At 63.6% G+C, this 15,128-nt stretch carries 14 protein-coding genes; 7 read left to right on the plus strand and 7 right to left on the minus strand.

Features of this window, described 5'->3' with window-relative positions:
* Nucleotides 1-54 precede the first annotated feature (54 nt).
* The gene (locus AB6N07_RS06580; RefSeq protein WP_370677006.1) at nucleotides 55-840 is read left to right on the plus strand and encodes a glycosyltransferase family 2 protein; all 786 of its coding nucleotides are present in this window, start codon (nucleotides 55-57) and stop codon (nucleotides 838-840) included.
* A gap of 45 nt (nucleotides 841-885) precedes the next feature.
* On the opposite strand, the gene AB6N07_RS06585 is transcribed toward AB6N07_RS06580, so the two are convergent.
* Nucleotides 886-1,857, minus strand: a complete 972-nt coding sequence (locus AB6N07_RS06585) for an alpha-1,2-fucosyltransferase (RefSeq protein ID WP_370677007.1) — start codon at nucleotides 1,855-1,857, stop codon at nucleotides 886-888.
* A gap of 460 nt (nucleotides 1,858-2,317) precedes the next feature.
* Between AB6N07_RS06585 and AB6N07_RS06590 the strand changes: the two genes are divergently transcribed.
* Entirely contained in the window at nucleotides 2,318-3,028 is a 711-nt protein-coding gene (locus AB6N07_RS06590) for a hypothetical protein (RefSeq protein ID WP_370678199.1), read from the plus strand.
* A gap of 48 nt (nucleotides 3,029-3,076) precedes the next feature.
* Here AB6N07_RS06590 and AB6N07_RS06595 read toward each other — a convergent pair whose 3' ends face one another.
* From AB6N07_RS06595 to carB, 5 genes are all read right to left on the minus strand, one after another.
* The gene (locus tag AB6N07_RS06595) at nucleotides 3,077-4,111 is read right to left on the minus strand and encodes a glycosyltransferase (RefSeq protein WP_370678200.1); all 1,035 of its coding nucleotides are present in this window, start codon (nucleotides 4,109-4,111) and stop codon (nucleotides 3,077-3,079) included.
* Between the two features lie 20 nt (nucleotides 4,112-4,131).
* A complete protein-coding gene (locus AB6N07_RS06600) occupies nucleotides 4,132-5,085 on the minus strand; it encodes a glycosyltransferase family 2 protein (protein WP_370677008.1) in 954 nt (317 codons plus the stop codon).
* Between the two features lie 80 nt (nucleotides 5,086-5,165).
* Complete coding sequence (locus AB6N07_RS06605; RefSeq protein WP_370677009.1) at nucleotides 5,166-6,275, minus strand: glycosyltransferase family 4 protein; 1,110 nt, start codon at nucleotides 6,273-6,275, stop codon at nucleotides 5,166-5,168.
* A gap of 56 nt (nucleotides 6,276-6,331) precedes the next feature.
* Entirely contained in the window at nucleotides 6,332-6,805 is a 474-nt protein-coding gene (gene greA / locus AB6N07_RS06610) for a transcription elongation factor GreA (RefSeq protein WP_370677010.1), read from the minus strand.
* Nucleotides 6,806-6,959: 154 nt separating this feature from the next.
* On the minus strand, nucleotides 6,960-10,454 hold the full coding sequence (gene carB / locus AB6N07_RS06615; RefSeq protein ID WP_370677011.1) for a carbamoyl-phosphate synthase large subunit: 3,495 nt from the start codon (nucleotides 10,452-10,454) through the stop codon (nucleotides 6,960-6,962).
* A gap of 270 nt (nucleotides 10,455-10,724) precedes the next feature.
* Here carB and AB6N07_RS06620 point away from each other — a divergent pair, with 270 nt between their 5' ends.
* Nucleotides 10,725-11,213 carry an N-acetyltransferase family protein gene (locus AB6N07_RS06620; RefSeq protein WP_370677012.1) on the plus strand — a complete coding sequence of 163 codons (489 nt, stop codon included), beginning with the start codon at nucleotides 10,725-10,727 and terminating at the stop codon, nucleotides 11,211-11,213.
* Nucleotides 11,214-11,229: 16 nt separating this feature from the next.
* Here the strand turns inward: AB6N07_RS06620 and AB6N07_RS06625 are convergent, their stop codons facing one another.
* Nucleotides 11,230-11,457 (minus strand): helix-turn-helix domain-containing protein, encoded by a 228-nt coding sequence (locus AB6N07_RS06625; protein ID WP_370677013.1) that lies wholly within the window; start codon nucleotides 11,455-11,457, stop codon nucleotides 11,230-11,232.
* Between the two features lie 164 nt (nucleotides 11,458-11,621).
* On the opposite strand from AB6N07_RS06625, the gene AB6N07_RS06630 reads away from it, so the two are divergent.
* The 4 genes from AB6N07_RS06630 to AB6N07_RS06645 all read left to right on the plus strand — a co-directional run bounded on the left by AB6N07_RS06630 (nucleotide 11,622) and on the right by AB6N07_RS06645 (nucleotide 15,106).
* Nucleotides 11,622-12,077 carry a DUF5680 domain-containing protein gene (locus AB6N07_RS06630; RefSeq protein WP_370677014.1) on the plus strand — a complete coding sequence of 152 codons (456 nt, stop codon included), beginning with the start codon at nucleotides 11,622-11,624 and terminating at the stop codon, nucleotides 12,075-12,077.
* A gap of 155 nt (nucleotides 12,078-12,232) precedes the next feature.
* Nucleotides 12,233-13,372, plus strand: coding sequence for an extracellular solute-binding protein (locus tag AB6N07_RS06635; RefSeq protein WP_370677015.1), 1,140 nt, complete (start codon nucleotides 12,233-12,235; stop codon nucleotides 13,370-13,372).
* A gap of 10 nt (nucleotides 13,373-13,382) precedes the next feature.
* The gene (locus AB6N07_RS06640) at nucleotides 13,383-14,240 is read left to right on the plus strand and encodes an ABC transporter permease (RefSeq protein ID WP_370677016.1); all 858 of its coding nucleotides are present in this window, start codon (nucleotides 13,383-13,385) and stop codon (nucleotides 14,238-14,240) included.
* Nucleotides 14,237-15,106: an ABC transporter permease gene (locus AB6N07_RS06645; protein ID WP_370677017.1), complete on the plus strand. Its 870-nt coding sequence runs from the start codon at nucleotides 14,237-14,239 to the stop codon at nucleotides 15,104-15,106. The genes AB6N07_RS06640 and AB6N07_RS06645 overlap by 4 nt, the downstream gene beginning before the upstream one ends.
* Nucleotides 15,107-15,128 lie beyond the last annotated feature (22 nt).

A 15,128-nucleotide genomic window follows, 5' to 3' on the forward strand; every position in this document is an offset into this window, starting at 1 on the left:
CGGCCGACGGTGCGTGCTAGGACAGACGTGGAATGGCTACTCGAGGGACCACGCATGTCACCGCTACCGCTCTCCGTCTTCGTAATCTGCAAGGATGAAGCCGATCGGCTCGATCTGGTGCTGGAGGCTCTCGACGGATTGACGGACGACCTGGTGATCGTCGACAGCGGCTCGACCGACGGCACCCTCGATATCGCCCGTCGCCATACCTCGCGCGTCTATCACCGCGACTGGACCGGCTTCGGCGAACAGAAGGTTTATGCCGAAAGCCTTTGCCAGCACGATTGGGTGCTCAACCTCGACGCCGACGAAGTGCTGCTCGATGATGTCAAGGCGTCGATACGGGCGGTGTTTGCGATGCCGGAAGAAGCGCGCGCCGCCGCCTATTCGCTCCGGATCCGCCATGTCAGTCGCCTGGCGCCCAGCCTTCAGCCCGGCCTTTTCAACCCGACCAACGTCACGCCCCGTCTTTACGATCGGCGGCGTGCCGGCTTCAAGTCGAGCGCCGTCCACGACAAGGTGGAGATCCGCGACGGCAGCAAGCCGGTGACGCTCAAGGGCGACGTCTCCCATATCTCCATGAAGTCCTTCGCTCACATGTGGGACAAGATCCGCAGCTACAGCGAGCTGTCGGCCCGCGACTGGGCCCAGAAGGGGCGCAACCCCTCAATCTTCAGGTTGATCGCCGATCCCATCTGGTTTTTCGTGAAGAACTATTTCATCCGCCGTCTGTTCGCCGTCGGTGCCGAAGGCTTCGTGATCGCCGTCAGCCTCAGCGCCGGCCGGGCCCTGAGGATCGCCATGGCGTGGGAGGAGAGGCGGAGGCTGGGAACTCGATAGTCATCCATGTCGGAGCCAGATCGGGGCAGGCTCTGACGAGGGGCGTCATGTCTTCCGTGAGATCCTGAACAAGCCCATTGCTCGCCAGGCAAGTTGCCTCAACACATATCGGGTCAACTGAAGCCCCTTCATGAAGCGGCGTGGGGTCAGCAGCCGATTTTGTCTTTCACGTATTTGGGTCACTTCGTTGGTGGTTAGCCGGCGAAAGTCATGCGCAACTTGGAGCGCATCGATTTGCTCAGGATCGGCTCGCCAAAGACGAACTGGAAATAGATCGTAGATGAAGCGGGGGTCCTCAAGGGGCGTCAGATTAATATCCGGTCGCTGACAGGGATTGAAGCCACCGATCAGCGGCATGTAGATGCGTTTCGCATCGGAGAGCCAAGCGGCGAGCCAGCCAAAGGTACTGGTGCTGATGACGATATTCTTCGAGTTTCTCATCACCTGAAAATCTTTGATAGGCGACGAAGGCGGGACAAAAAGCGCATCTGGGAACGCGTTCCTCAGCATGTTGCTATAATAATCGTCCGATAGCTGCCCTAGGAATACGGGCTTCAATCCGCTTTCTTCGAGAATGCTCTTGTAATATTCAATCGGAATTGGGCCGTAATCAGGGTGTCCACCCTGCAGAGCGTCTTCGGCGCGGACGTGTATCACGATGTGATTTTCATCAAATCCTTTCGCGTCGTCTTCCGCGAGGGGGTGGAACAGGGATGCTGCCTCTCCTTTTGACGGGAACCAGCTATAGTCCAGATGCACTGACCTCATGAAGACGTAGTTCGTAAGTCCAAGCTTGCAGAAAGCGGCAACAATACCAAGTGGGGCTTCCATCCAGACGAGCACTGGGAATCGGCGGTCAAAGGTGCCCGCGGGGCGAGACAGCCGCCATTCCGGCATTTGGTAGCCGCAAACTTCGAAATCGGCGAGGTCTTTTGTTATCGTATTTGCAACCATTAACTGCATCATTTGGTTTCCCAAACGACCGCCTCCGGCCTCGACAACAAACTTTTTCTTCATGACGACACCAACGCTCAAAATTTATAGTTGCGGCGGATTTGAACCAACATAGGCGCGGACTCGGATGGCGTGAATAGCGCTGTTGGGTTTGCCACGGCCATGATGGGGAACAAAGCCTTTCACGACCAGTCGCGGTGGACGGTCATTCCGGGGGAGGTTTTCGGTTCGTGTTTCTTTGCGCGGTCTTTGTCCGGCTTGTCCGTTCTCGCCGGCTCATTGTCAAGTTTCCGGCCCAGATCCCGACTGGCCGCGAAAACGTGATCAAGCAAGCAAACCTGCATAGGTATAGGGGCTAGATGACGCTGGCGTTCCGGCTATGGCGATCCACCAGCCCCCGTGCTAGCCATGGCTAGGTTATGACGAGTTGGCGTGATCCGGTAGTCGAGACGAGATGCTGAAAACAGTAAGACACCTTGGGGACGATCTTCTTAACGCGTTTTATATGAAGCGTCGCCGTCGGATGACTATAGTGACGGGAGCCGATTTTACCCATGGCGCGTCGCTCCTCCAATTCCTGAAAAGTGCCTGCCGCTTCGAGCCAACGTCTCGGATCATCGCATTCGATCTTGGCCTTCGGGATGATCAGCTTTCAGCCATATCCAAGCTGCCCTGTCCGGTAGAGGTTCGGCCCTTCTTGTTTGGCGAATACCCTGAGTGGATGAACATCCGCGTCGCCGCTGGCGAGTATGCGTGGAAGCCAACCATCATTGGTATGGTTATTCAGGAGTGTGATGGTCCTTTGTTATGGATGGATGCGGGGGACGTCATCACGTGTAAGCTGAACCGGACTTATGCCGAAATTGCTCGCCGCGGCTTCTTCTCGCCAAGCTCTTCTGGCGATCTCGCCAAGTGGACACACGAGAAGACCCTTGAATTCTTCGGCTGCGACAAATCATGGGCGCAGGGGCTCAGAAACGTCAACGCAGCCTGTGTCGGTTTTGATCCTAGGCACAAAAAAGCAATGCAATTGGCGAAGGCATGGTTTGCCGGAGCGCGTGATAAAAACGTTATCGCGCCGGAGGGCTCGTCGAGATCCAACCACCGTCAAGATCAGGCCCTGCTTGGGGTACTCGCGCATCTTCAGGGCATGGCGGGCGGAGCGACCTCGTTCAGAGGCGAGATCCGAACGCATTGTGACGTCGACCAAGCGGACTTGGCGGCTGGGCAGTGAGGATCTGATCCGAGCGCTTCCCGATTTTGGGTCCGCGACGGCTAGGGCTCAGGGTCGGCGGGGCGCCGATGACAGAAACGCCAAGTAGGCGTCGGCGATGGCTTTGCGGGAATGGCTCAATTCCAGCTTGGTATTGGCGGCCTCCACGAGGCGTGGCCCAAGGGTGGGATCGGCGATCAGCCGGCCGAATGCGGCGGAGACCGCCGCGTGATCGTCGATCGGGGCGAGCAGGCCGTTGACGCCGTCTTCGATCAGCCAGCTCGGGCCTTCGCTGGCCGTGGCGACCACCGGCTTGCCAGCCGCCCAGGCTTCAAGCACCACGTTGCCGAGCGGTTCGTGGCGTGATGGGATGGAGAGCGCATCGGCGGCGGCGAGATAGGGGCCGGGATCCATGCTCCAGCCGAGGAAGCGCACCCGGTCGGCGCAGCCGAGATCGGCGGCGAGTTGACGCAGCTTGTCCTCCTCAGGGCCTTCACCAACCAGCCACAGCACGGCGCCCGGCAGTGGCGCCACGGCCTTGATCAGCGTGTCGAAGCCCTTGCGGTCGACGAAGCGGCCCATGCCAAGGATGACGAAGGCGCCTTCCGGCGTGTCGAGCTTGGCGCGATCAATGGGAGCTACCCGGCGCACGTCGGTGAAGTTGGAGATGACGCGGGTGCGCGCGATATCCCAGCCGATGCCGGCGGCGGCGCGGGCGATGTCCGGCGTGTTGCAGATTAGGTAGTCGCAGTTGACGAAATAGTCGAGCCGTTCGGGATAGTCGCCGAGGCGGGCGGCTGTCAGGATGTTGGGATCGTTCGGAATCCAGCGCGTCGCCTGCGGCATCCACGACATCATGGCGTGCGGGCGGAAACGATTATTGATCTTGGCAATCCGCCTGTTGGTGAAGAAGCGGGCGATGTGGGAACGGCTGAACCCCATCTCCTCGATGCCGCAGACCGCCTCGATATCCTTCTTCCAGACGCGGTCGGGGAAGATCAGCGCCTTCTGCTCGACGCCACGCTCGGCCAGCGCGTTGACGAGGCTGACGAAGAAGCGCTCGGCGCCGCCCTTGATCCCCAGGTGGACGTGCACCACCCGCAACGTTTCGCCTTCAGGGACCATCAGTTGCCATCCACCGTATTGTAATAGTTGGGAAGGATCGTGAAGAGGCCCCGATAGATGCCGAGGCCACGGGCGAGCCGCAGTCGGCCGCGATAATAGCTGTTGGTCGGCTTCTCCCAGCCCAAGCCCTTGCCCGGCCAGAACAGGGCGCACTGGAACGCGCCGCTGACGAGACGGCGGATACCCTTGAGGGCAAACTTTGCGACCGTAGGGACGTCGCCATGCCGGATCTTGGCGGCGAGGACTTGGGCGGCGGCCGTCGAGTGCACCCTGGCAATCAGCCGTTCCGGCTGTACGCGGCTCGCCGGTATCGTCTCCTCGACGAAGGCGTCCGGCGACCAGACGATGCGGAAGCCGAGCTTGTAGGCGCGGGAGAAGAAGTCGATGTCCTCATAGCCGAAGGTCAGGGCTTCGGCAAAGCGCAGGGCACCGCCGTCAGGACGGATCAGTTTGGCACTCAATAGCGTGTTGTTGGTCGGCGCCTCGTCAAGCGGCATGCCGGCGGGGCCGACGATGGGCTTCAGCAGCTTCCACCACTTGGGCGGCGGCGCCTCATAGCTGCGGCGAACCGGGCCGGAGACCACGTCGGCGCCGTGCTCGATCGCCGTCCGCATCAGACAGGCGAGCCAGGTGGGGTCGGCGCGCTCGTCGTCGTCGATCAGCACGATCCAGTCGTAGCCGTTGGCAAGGCCGACCTCGAGCGTCTTGTTGCGGGCGAAGGGGATGCCGCGACGCGGCTCCTGATAGTAGCGAACCTTCACCGGCGAAGACGTCGGCATGGTTTCGACGACGCCACGCGAGTTTGGTGTCGCGTCATTCTCGACGACGCAGACCTCGACCTGCCAATCGTCCGCCAGTTGTTGGGCGAGCAGTGACTCGACGCAATCGCGCAGCATGCGCGGCCGCTGGGCCGTACAGACCATGATGCCGATCCGAGTCAGTGTTTCGCTCATATTGTCATGCCCTCATCCTGTTGCGGACGCTGCAGTAAAGGCCAATAAAGTTTAAATCGAGGTTTGCCCACCGCTCTGATTCATTCACTCGCATCGACCGCCCGTCCCGCAACTTTTCGTGAGGATGCCGCCGCGTAGATATCGTCGAGCCGGGCAGCCGAGCCTTCGATGGCGAAGGCGGTTTCCACTCTTTTTCGTCCCATTTCGGCAAGGCGGTGGCGCAGCGCTTCATCGTTGACGAGGCGGGTGATCGCGCCGGCGATGGAGGCGGGGTCGTCCGGGTCGATTTCGAGCGACACACCCTCGGCGGTCTCTTTGAGGCCACCCCGCAGCGAACAGATCAGCGCGGCGCCACCGGCCATGGCCTCGATGGCGGTGCGGCCGAACGGCTCCTCGAAGCGTGAGGGGACCAGCGCGATGGCGGCGTCGCGGAAGGCTTCGCGCACGGCCGCGTGCGGCAAATCGCGCTGCACTTCGGCGCGGTCGCCGAGCGGGCGCAACGTGTCGGTGACTTCGGCTGCGTAAGGAGCGTTGCCGTCGAGACCGCTGAGGATGAAGCGGATGTGCCAGTCGGGTGCCCGCTCAAGCGCCGACACGGCGGCACGCGCGGCTTCCAGCACACCCTTTTCCGGCACGGCCCGGCCGACGAACAGAATTTCCCGGTGCTTGGTGGCGGTGATGGGCCATTCGCTGAGATCGAGCCCGTTGTGCACCACGTGGCATTTGGCGGAGAGGCTTGGGAAATAGGCGATGAGGCGATCGCGCGTGAAGGCGCTGATCACGATGATCCGGGCAAAGGGCGCGTATTTCCGCCTCTCCATCCAGCGGCCGAGAAAGCCTTTCGGCCTCTTTGGATTGTTGTGGCGATGCAGCAGCACCGGGCGGTCGCCAAAGCGACTGGCGATGCGCCGTGCCGAGGGGATGTGTTGGTGCACCACCACGACGTCGGGCCGCTCGGCCGCCGCGGCGGCGGCCAGTGCGTCGGAAAAGGAAGCCTGGCTCTGGCCCGATCGCCTGGGCACGCCAATGAAGCGCACGTCGTCGAAGGGCCTGTCGAGGGCCTCTCCGACGACGACGGTCTCGTCACGATAGCGGGAAAAACGAACGAAGTCGTAGGCACAAAGGTCGATCGCAGTGGCCTTGTCCGGGCCGAAGTGCGTTCCGCGGGGCAGAATGACGGCGATTTTCACTTCATGTCTCGGCACGAGCCCGAAAATGGCGCGTTGCGCCGACTACGACCTGCTGCTTACCTGAAGACCACGTCCAGGATTTCATAGCCGCGCGGGCCGCCGGGAGCGGTGACTTCCACGGAATCGCCCACCGACTTGCCGATCAGGGCGCGCGCGATCGGCGAGGAGATGGAAATGCGGCCACCCTTCACGTCGGCTTCGGCGTCGCCGACGATCTGGTAGGTCTTGTGTTCCTCGGTGTCCTCGTCGATCAGCTTCACCGTAGCGCCGAACTTCACCGTCTTGCCGGTGAGCTTGGAAATATCGATGATCTCGGAGCGGGCCAGCATCTCCTCCAGCTCGGAGACGCGGCCCTCGTTGTGGCTCTGCTGCTCCTTGGCGGCGTGGTATTCGGCATTTTCAGAGAGGTCGCCATGGGCGCGCGCCTCAGCGATCGCCGCGATGATGCGAGGCCGTTCCTCTGATTTGCGCCGCTGCAGCTCGCTTTCCAGAGCGGCATGCCCAGCGGCGGTCATCGGGATCTTTTCCATCGGTCTCAAGGCCTTTCAAAAAATCACAGCGCCCGGCGCCAAAGGCACCGGGCCGCGATGTTTCCTGTGCCGCCGGTGCCGTGCCCCTTCCGGGCTCCGGCCGTCGGCTTTGTGATACGGGCACGCCGCAATAAAGCGACACGCCAATTCTTTCCTACCCAGCCGGGGCGAAGTAGGATTGTAGCGGGCGGACTTCGCGTACGCCGGAGGACCAAGCCCCGATTCCGCGCGCCGCCGCGATCGACCCCGCCAAGGTGGTATAATACGGGACTTTCTGCAAGAGGGCAGCTCGGCGCAATGAACGACTATCGGAGAGCGCCTGGGCACCATCCGTCGTGTTGAAGACGAGCTGCACTTCGCCATTGTTGATGGCGTCGACGCAATGCGGCCGTCCCTCGCGGACCTTCTTGGTCAACACGGCGGGGATGCCGTGTTCGACCAGATACTCATGAGTGCCGGCGGTGGCGATCACCTTGAAGCCGATCTCGACGAGACCGCGCACTGAATCGAGGATGCGGGGCTTGTCGGCGTCGCGCATGGAAACGAACAGCGTGCCGGCGGTCGGCACCTTGGTGCCGGAGCCGAGCTGCGCCTTGGCAAAGGCCATCGCGAAATTGCGGTCGAGGCCCATCACCTCGCCGGTCGAGCGCATCTCAGGGCCGAGCACGGTGTCGACGCCGGGGAAGCGGGCGAAGGGGAACACCGCCTCTTTCACCGCCACATGGCCGAGCTTCTGCTCGGTCAGCGCGAAGCCTTCAAGCTTTTCGCCGGCCATGATGCGGGCGGCGATCTTGGCCACCGGCTTGCCGATGGTCTTGGCCACGAAGGGCACCGTGCGCGAAGCGCGCGGGTTGACCTCAAGGATGTAGATGACGCCGTCTTTCACCGCGTACTGGACGTTCATCAGGCCGACGACGTCGAGCGCCAGGGCGAGCTGGCGGGTCTGGCGCTTCAGCTCCTCGACGGTGGCCGCCGGCAGCGAGTAGGTCGGCAGCGAGCAGGCCGAGTCGCCCGAATGGATGCCGGCTTCCTCGATGTGCTCCATGACGCCGGCCACGAACACGTCCTTGCCGTCGGAGAGGGCATCGACGTCCACCTCGATGGCGTCGGACAGGTAGCGGTCGAACAGCAGCGGGCTCTTGCCGAGCACCATGTTGATCTGGCCGGTCTTGTCGTTGGGGTACTGCGCCTTGACGTCGGCCGGCACCAGGGCCGGCAACGTGCCCGAGAGGTAGGCGTCAAAACCGGTCTCGTCGCGGATGATCTCCATGGCGCGGCCACCCAGCACGTAGGAGGGGCGGACCACCAGCGGGAACTTCAGCTCGCTCGCCACAATGCGCGACTGCTCGATCGAATAGGCGATGCCGTTCTTGGGCTGCTTGAGACCAAGCTTGTCGAGCAGGCGCTTGAAGCGGTCGCGGTCCTCGGCCAGATCGATGGCGTCGGGCGAGGTACCGAGGATGGGGATGCCGGCGCGTTCCAGCGTGTCGGCCAGCTTCAGCGGCGTCTGGCCGCCGAACTGGACGATGACGCCGTGCAGCGTGCCGTTCTGCTGCTCGACGCGCAGGATCTCCAACACGTCCTCGCCGGTCAGCGGCTCGAAATACAGGCGGTCGGAGGTGTCGTAGTCGGTGGAGACGGTCTCCGGATTGCAGTTGACCATGATGGTCTCATAGCCGGCGTCGGAGAGCGCGAAGCAGGCATGACAGCAGCAATAGTCGAACTCGATGCCCTGGCCGATACGGTTGGGACCACCGCCGAGGATGACCACCTTCTTCTTGTCGGAGGGGCGGGCTTCGTCGGCCAGCTTGCCGGCGAACGGCGTCTCGTAGGTCGAGTACATGTAGGCGGTCGGCGAGGCGAACTCGGCGGCGCAGGTATCGATGCGCTTGTAGACCGGGTGGACGCCGAGGCTGTCGCGCAGCGCCTTCACGTCCTCGACCGGCTTGTGGGCCAGTTCGGCGAGGCGTGCGTCGGAGAAGCCCATGGCCTTGAGGCGGGTCAGCCAGCCGGCCGTTTCCGGCAGGCCGTTCTTGCGGATCTTAGCCTCGGTTTCGACGATGCCGTGGATCTCGCGCAGGAACCACATGTCGATGTGGGAGATGTCGTAGATCTCCTCGAGCGTGAAGCCGCGGCGCATCGCCTCGGCCACGTGACGCAGCCGGTCGGGCGTCGGGATGCCGAGCGCCGCGCGAATGGCACCGCGCTCGTCGATGCCGGCGCCGCCGATCTCGATCTCGTTGAGGCCGCTGAGGCCGGTTTCGAGGCCGCGCAGGGCCTTCTGCAGCGATTCCTGGAAGGTACGGCCGATGGCCATCACTTCGCCGACCGACTTCATGGCGGTGGTGAGGTTGGGCTCGGCGCCGGGGAACTTCTCGAAGGCGAAGCGCGGGATCTTGGTGACCACGTAATCGATGGTCGGCTCGAAGGCGGCCGGCGTGGCGCCGCCGGTGATGTCGTTGGCCAGTTCGTCCAGCGTGTAGCCGACGGCGAGGCGGGCGGCGACCTTGGCGATCGGGAAGCCGGTGGCCTTGGAGGCCAGCGCCGAGGAGCGCGACACGCGCGGGTTCATCTCGATGACGATCATCCGGCCGTCGGCCGGGTTGACGGCGAACTGCACGTTGGAGCCGCCGGTCTCGACGCCGATCTCGCGCAGCACCGCGCAGGCGGCGTTGCGCATGATCTGGTATTCCTTGTCGGTCAGCGTCAGCGCCGGGGCGACGGTGATCGAATCGCCGGTGTGCACGCCCATCGGGTCGATGTTCTCGATGGAGCAGATGATGATGCAGTTGTCGTCCTTGTCGCGGACGACCTCCATCTCGAACTCCTTCCAGCCGAGCACCGATTCCTCGACCAGCACCTCGTTGGTCGGCGATGCCTCGACGCCGGACATCACCAACTCATAGAGTTCCTCGATGGTATAGGCGATGCCGCCGCCGGTGCCGCCCATGGTGAACGACGGGCGGATGATGGCCGGCAGGCCGGTCACTTTGTAAGCCTTCAGCGCCTGCAGGCGAGCGGTGAGGTTGTATTCCTCGCGCCGCGCCTTCTCGTCGGTGGCCCATTCGCCCTCGAAGGCGGCGAGCGCCTTGGCGCGGGTGTCGTCCTCCGGATGGGCGGCAATCGCCGCTGCCCGGCGCGACTCGTATTCGGCGCGGAATTGCTGCTTGAGGGCCGAGGTATTGACGAAGGCGGCCTTCGGCGTGTCGAGGCCGATGCGCGTCATCGCCTCGCGGAACAACTGGCGGTCCTCGGCCTTGTCGATCGCCTCGGCGGTGGCGCCGATCATCTCGACGCCGTACTTCTCCAGCACGCCCATTTTCTTCAGCGACAGCGCGGTGTTGAGCGCCGTCTGGCCACCCATGGTCGGCAACAGGGCAAGGCGGTCACCCGGCCGCTCGGTCCGCTCGCGCTCGATGATGCGCGCCACCATTTCCGGGGTGATCGGCTCGATGTAGGTGGCGTCCGCCATGTCCGGATCGGTCATGATGGTGGCTGGATTGGAGTTGACGAGGACGATGCGGTAGCCCTCGGCCCTCAAGGCCTTGCAGGCCTGGGTACCCGAGTAGTCAAACTCGCAGGCCTGACCGATGACGATCGGGCCGGCGCCGATGATGAGGATGGTGTCGATATCGGTGCGTCTGGGCATCTTCACTCGCGTGTAAACGCGGCTGGTGCTTGGGGCACCGACCGGGGCGGGTAGCAAGAAGGGTGATCGTCGTTCGGACCGTTGCCGGGCTTATAGATGAAAAGCGCGCGGCCGCAAACCCCGCTCCGCTTGAATTGGCGGCTTTGTTAGGCAGGTCTGCAATTGGCGCTGCTCTGTATTGTCTCGCAAGCTCTAGCCGTTGCGTTTGCGCATGGGAGCAGGGTATCGAAAGGGGCTGGAAGCGGGGAGGCGCGAGTGACCGGAAACAGCATGACGATCAGGCGCCTTGAGGCCACTGACGTGGATATCTTCAAACGCATTCGTCTGGAAGCGCTCCGCCTCGAACCTGCGGCCTATGCCGGCACCTACGATGACTGGTCGGGCCTCTCCGAGGAGGAGTGGCTCAAGCGCATGAGTGAGCCCGTATTCGTAGCCTTCGAGGGCGAGGCGCCCGTGGGGCTGGCCGGGCTCATTCGCCAGCGGGGGATCAAGATGGCCCACCGCGCCGTCATCGTCATGGTCTACCTGCGCCAGAGCCTGCGCGGAACGGGCTTGGCGTCGGGTCTGCTAAACGCTGTGGCAGCTCACGCAAGCGACATGGGCATCCGGCAGTTGGAGCTGACGGTCAGCGCGGAGAATCCAGCCGCCATCCGCTTCTATCAGCGCGAAGGCTTCAGCGAGGTGGGGCGGATTCCCGCAGCTTTGCTTCATGACGGCAGGGAGATCGACGAGTTCGTCATGGTGCGTCGGATCGTCTGATCGCCGACCCGCAGCCTCAGCTAGCCTGGGCCTCGCCGCTCTCCTGACCGTCGAAATCGCGGACGCCCTGGCTGATGGCCCAGCAGGCGAGGCGCACGTGCTTGGGGATCGGCACACCGCGGCCGGCGCGTTCGCCCCGCTCGTAATATTGGATCATTCGTCGCTTGAGTCCGAGGTGTTGCGCCGCCTCGTCCTGCGTCAGGCCCTGGCGCTGCCGCCAGGCGCGAAACGTCTCTGCGTTCATGCCTCTTTCACACCCCTACAACCCGAAGGAGAAGGTGCCTCATGCCGGATGATTTGTCCATCGCGCCGAAAGCCAAGCCGGCAATGAAATAAAGCGCCTCTCTTGCTGCCATGAAACGGCAGTAGCCTGCGTTAGGTTCCACGGTGGGACATCGGAGGCCGTATATGGACGCACTCGAGGACTTCATCATTGCCGCCAAGGCGGCCACCTATGCCGGCGGCGGCGCGCCGGCGGTGAGCTGCCGTCCGGGCTCGCACGACCTTGCCTTCGCCGACGGCGACTATCGCTATCTCGACAGCTACTTCGGCGGCACCGACTTTGCCGGCCAGGAAGTGGTCTGGCACGGCGACAGGCCAGTCTGGACGATGGGCTATCACGGCCGGGTGCTGCGCGACGACCTGATCACCGGCAGCGAAGCCGGCGCCACCATCAAGAAGGCGCTCACCGCGCTCTATGGCGAGCATCGCTTCCTCGGCGGCTTCCGCTTCCGCCACGGTGGCCACGATTATATCGACATCGTTGATGGCGACTACCGGGCCTTCTTCGGCTTCGAGGAGATCCGGGTTCGCGATGTTCGCGCCTATGGGTTGCGCTATTTCGGCGGGCTCATCCGCGATTGAATCCGATTTACCCTAATCCCCAGATGGCTTTCCGACTTCACGGAACTGCCGTCCAACTGTCATCGAAACGATAAGCAGCCTCCCTAGCGTTCGCCCGAACCGTTGGCTCTCCGCCAAGAACGGACCGCTTTACCCAACGCTCTCGGGAGTGTGCCATGAACCGCCGTGAATTTCTGATGGTCAGTACGGCCGCCGGCCTTGCCGCGTCCACCCGCTTTGCCGCAGCGGCGACGCGCCTCGACATGTATACGGCGTCCGACGCCAACATTTCCGACTTCTTCGGCAACGTCATCAAGCCGGCCTTCGAGGCGGCCAACGCGGGCATCGAGCTCAACGTCGTCATCGCCCGCCCAGCGGCGGCGCTCGACGCTGTTGCGCAGCGCGCTCTTGCCGCCCTGTCGGCCAAGGCCGATCCGCAGCTCGATTTCATCGAACAGTACGAGCCGATGCTGCCGGCCGGCGGTCTCGAGGCTGGCCTGTGGACCGATTTCAGCAAGGCCGGCCTCAAGAATTACGGCACGCTCAACAAGCTGGCGATCCAGACGCCCTATGGCCTGCCATATCGTGGCTCGCAGGTGCTGCTCGCCTACGACACCACCAAGCTGCCCAAGGACAAGGTGCCGAAGACCTTCGCGGACCTCGTCGCGTGGATCAAGGCCAACCCCGGCCAGTTCATCTACAATCGCCCCGACAAGGGCGGCTCGGGCTTCAACTTCGTCAATCGCGTGGTGCATGAAGTGTCGGGCCGCGACCCCGGCAAGTTCAAGGTCGACAATTTCAATCAGGCCACGGCCGACGACGTTCTCGGCAAGGCCTGGGCGGCGCTCGGCGACCTCGCGCCTTCGCTCTATCAGAGTGGCGCCTATACCGCCGGCAACACCGCCTCGCTGCAACTGCTCGCCCAGGGCGCCGTGACCATGGTCCCGGCCTGGTCCGACCAGGCGCTGCAGGCGATCGCCAAGGGTGTGCTGCCGGAAACCACCGGTCTGGTGCAGCTTTCCGATCTCGCTCTGTGCGGGGCCTTCTCCCAGGCCGTCATCCCCACCAACGCGGCCCATCTCGATGCCTCGCTGAAGCTCGCCGACTTCCTGCTGTTGCCGGAGACGCAGGCGGTCATCATCGAGAAGCTTGGCGGCTTCCCCGCCGTCGACTGGTCGAACCTGCCGCAGGCGCTGCACGACAAGTATGCCGACGTCATCCCGTCCTCCATTCCGACCTTCCCGCAGGGCGATTGGACCAAGGCGGTGCAGGACGGCTGGTACCGCAACGTCGCCCCGAATATCTCGCGCACCTGATCCGGTCGCGATGATCACTGTGCCCCACCCCAGGGCAGAGGGAGGGGGGCTTTCGGGCCTCCTTCTCGTCGCCCTTCCGGTCGTTCTGCTGGTCTGGCTGGTGCTGTGGCCGGTGCTGCAGGCTTTCGTCGGCACGCTGTATTTTCCGGGCAAAGGCTTCAGCGCCGCCTCCTACAGCTACTTCTTCACCGACGCCTACAGCCTCAGAAATCTCTGGCTGACGCTGTGGGTGACCGCGCTTACCTCGGTGCTGCGCGTTGTCGTCGCCATGCCGATCGCCATCTACCTGCGCTTTCGGTCCGGCTCCGTCGCCGCCCTGGTGCAGAGCCTGGCGCTGTTCCCGCTGTTCGTGCCTTCCGTGCTGGTGGCCTATGCCTTCATCCGCGTGCTCGGCCCCAACGGCATCGTCGACACCATTCTCGTCGCCTTGCATCTGCCCAAGCTGTCGACGCCCTACCTCACGCCGGCCGGCCCGATCATCGGCCTCGTCTGGGAAGGGCTGCCGCTGACGCTGCTCCTGCTGCTGTCCGGCCTCGGTCGTGTCTCCACCGCGTCGGTGGAAGCGGCGCGCGACCTCGGCGCCAGGGGCTGGACCATTTTCAGCCGCATCATTCTGCCGCGCATCCAGAGCTCGATCATCGTGGCGCTGTCTTTCAATGTGCTCGGCCTGTTCTCCGCCTTCACGCTGCCCTACCTCTTAGGCCCCGCCTCGCCGGAGATGATGGGCCCCTATATGCAGCGCACCTTCTCCGACAACGCCGACCCGCTCAACGCCACCACGCAGGCGGTGATCACCTTCGCCTTCTGCGCCGCCTTTGGCCTCGTCTACGTGCGCGCCATCGCCCGTGGCAGAAAGGGACCGGCATGACCGACCTCGCGCCCCTTTCGCCCTTCGATGCATCGCCGACGGCGGTCGAACGGATCGTCCGGCGTGCCCCTCTCGACTGGACCGGCATCGCCTTTCTCGTTGGCCTCGCCGTGGTCATCCTGTTGCCGCTGATCGTCACCGCCGTCTGGGCGTTTGCCGAGATCTGGCGCTTTCCGGCCATCCTGCCGCAGCGCATGGGCCTCGGCTACTGGCAGGACACGCTGACGCGCAACGACGTCTGGCAGGCGCTCTGGCTGTCGCTCAGCATCACCACGACGGTGACGGTGATCTCGGCGGCGATCTGCTTTCCGGCCGCCTATGCCTTTGCCCGGCTGGATTTCCCCGGCCGCAACCTGTTGTTCCTCGCCTTCCTCTCCGTGCAGGCCTTCCCGAAATTCGGCCTGATCGTCGCCACCGCCACCATCTTCCTGACGCTGCACCTCGTCGGCACCTTCTGGGGCGTGGTACTGATCCAGCTGGTCGGCACGCTGCTCTACATGATCTGGATTCCGGTTTCCGCCTTCCAGGGCGTCGACCGGCGCCTGGAGGAGGCGGCGCGCGATGTCGGCGCCGGGCCGATGCGGGTGTTCTGGTCGATCACCTTGCCGCAGGCCCTGCCGACGCTGTTCGCCGCCCTGTTGATCACCTTCGTCAACACCTTCTACGAGACCGACGCCGCCTGGCTGATCGGCCTGCCCAACGTGCGCACCATGCCGATGGTGATGATCTCGTTCATCAACAACGCCCTCGAAGTCCAATATGGCGCGGTGTTGTTCGTCTTCCTCTGGGTGCCGTCCTTCCTGTTGATGCTGGCGGCCCGCCGGGTGATGGGAGCCGATGCATTCGCCAAGGGCCTCGGCGGCTGAGCCTGACCCCAAACTCTACTGG

The sequence above is a fragment of the Pleomorphomonas sp. PLEO genome (assembly GCF_041320595.1).
In the GTDB taxonomy this organism is placed as follows: domain Bacteria; phylum Pseudomonadota; class Alphaproteobacteria; order Rhizobiales; family Pleomorphomonadaceae; genus Pleomorphomonas.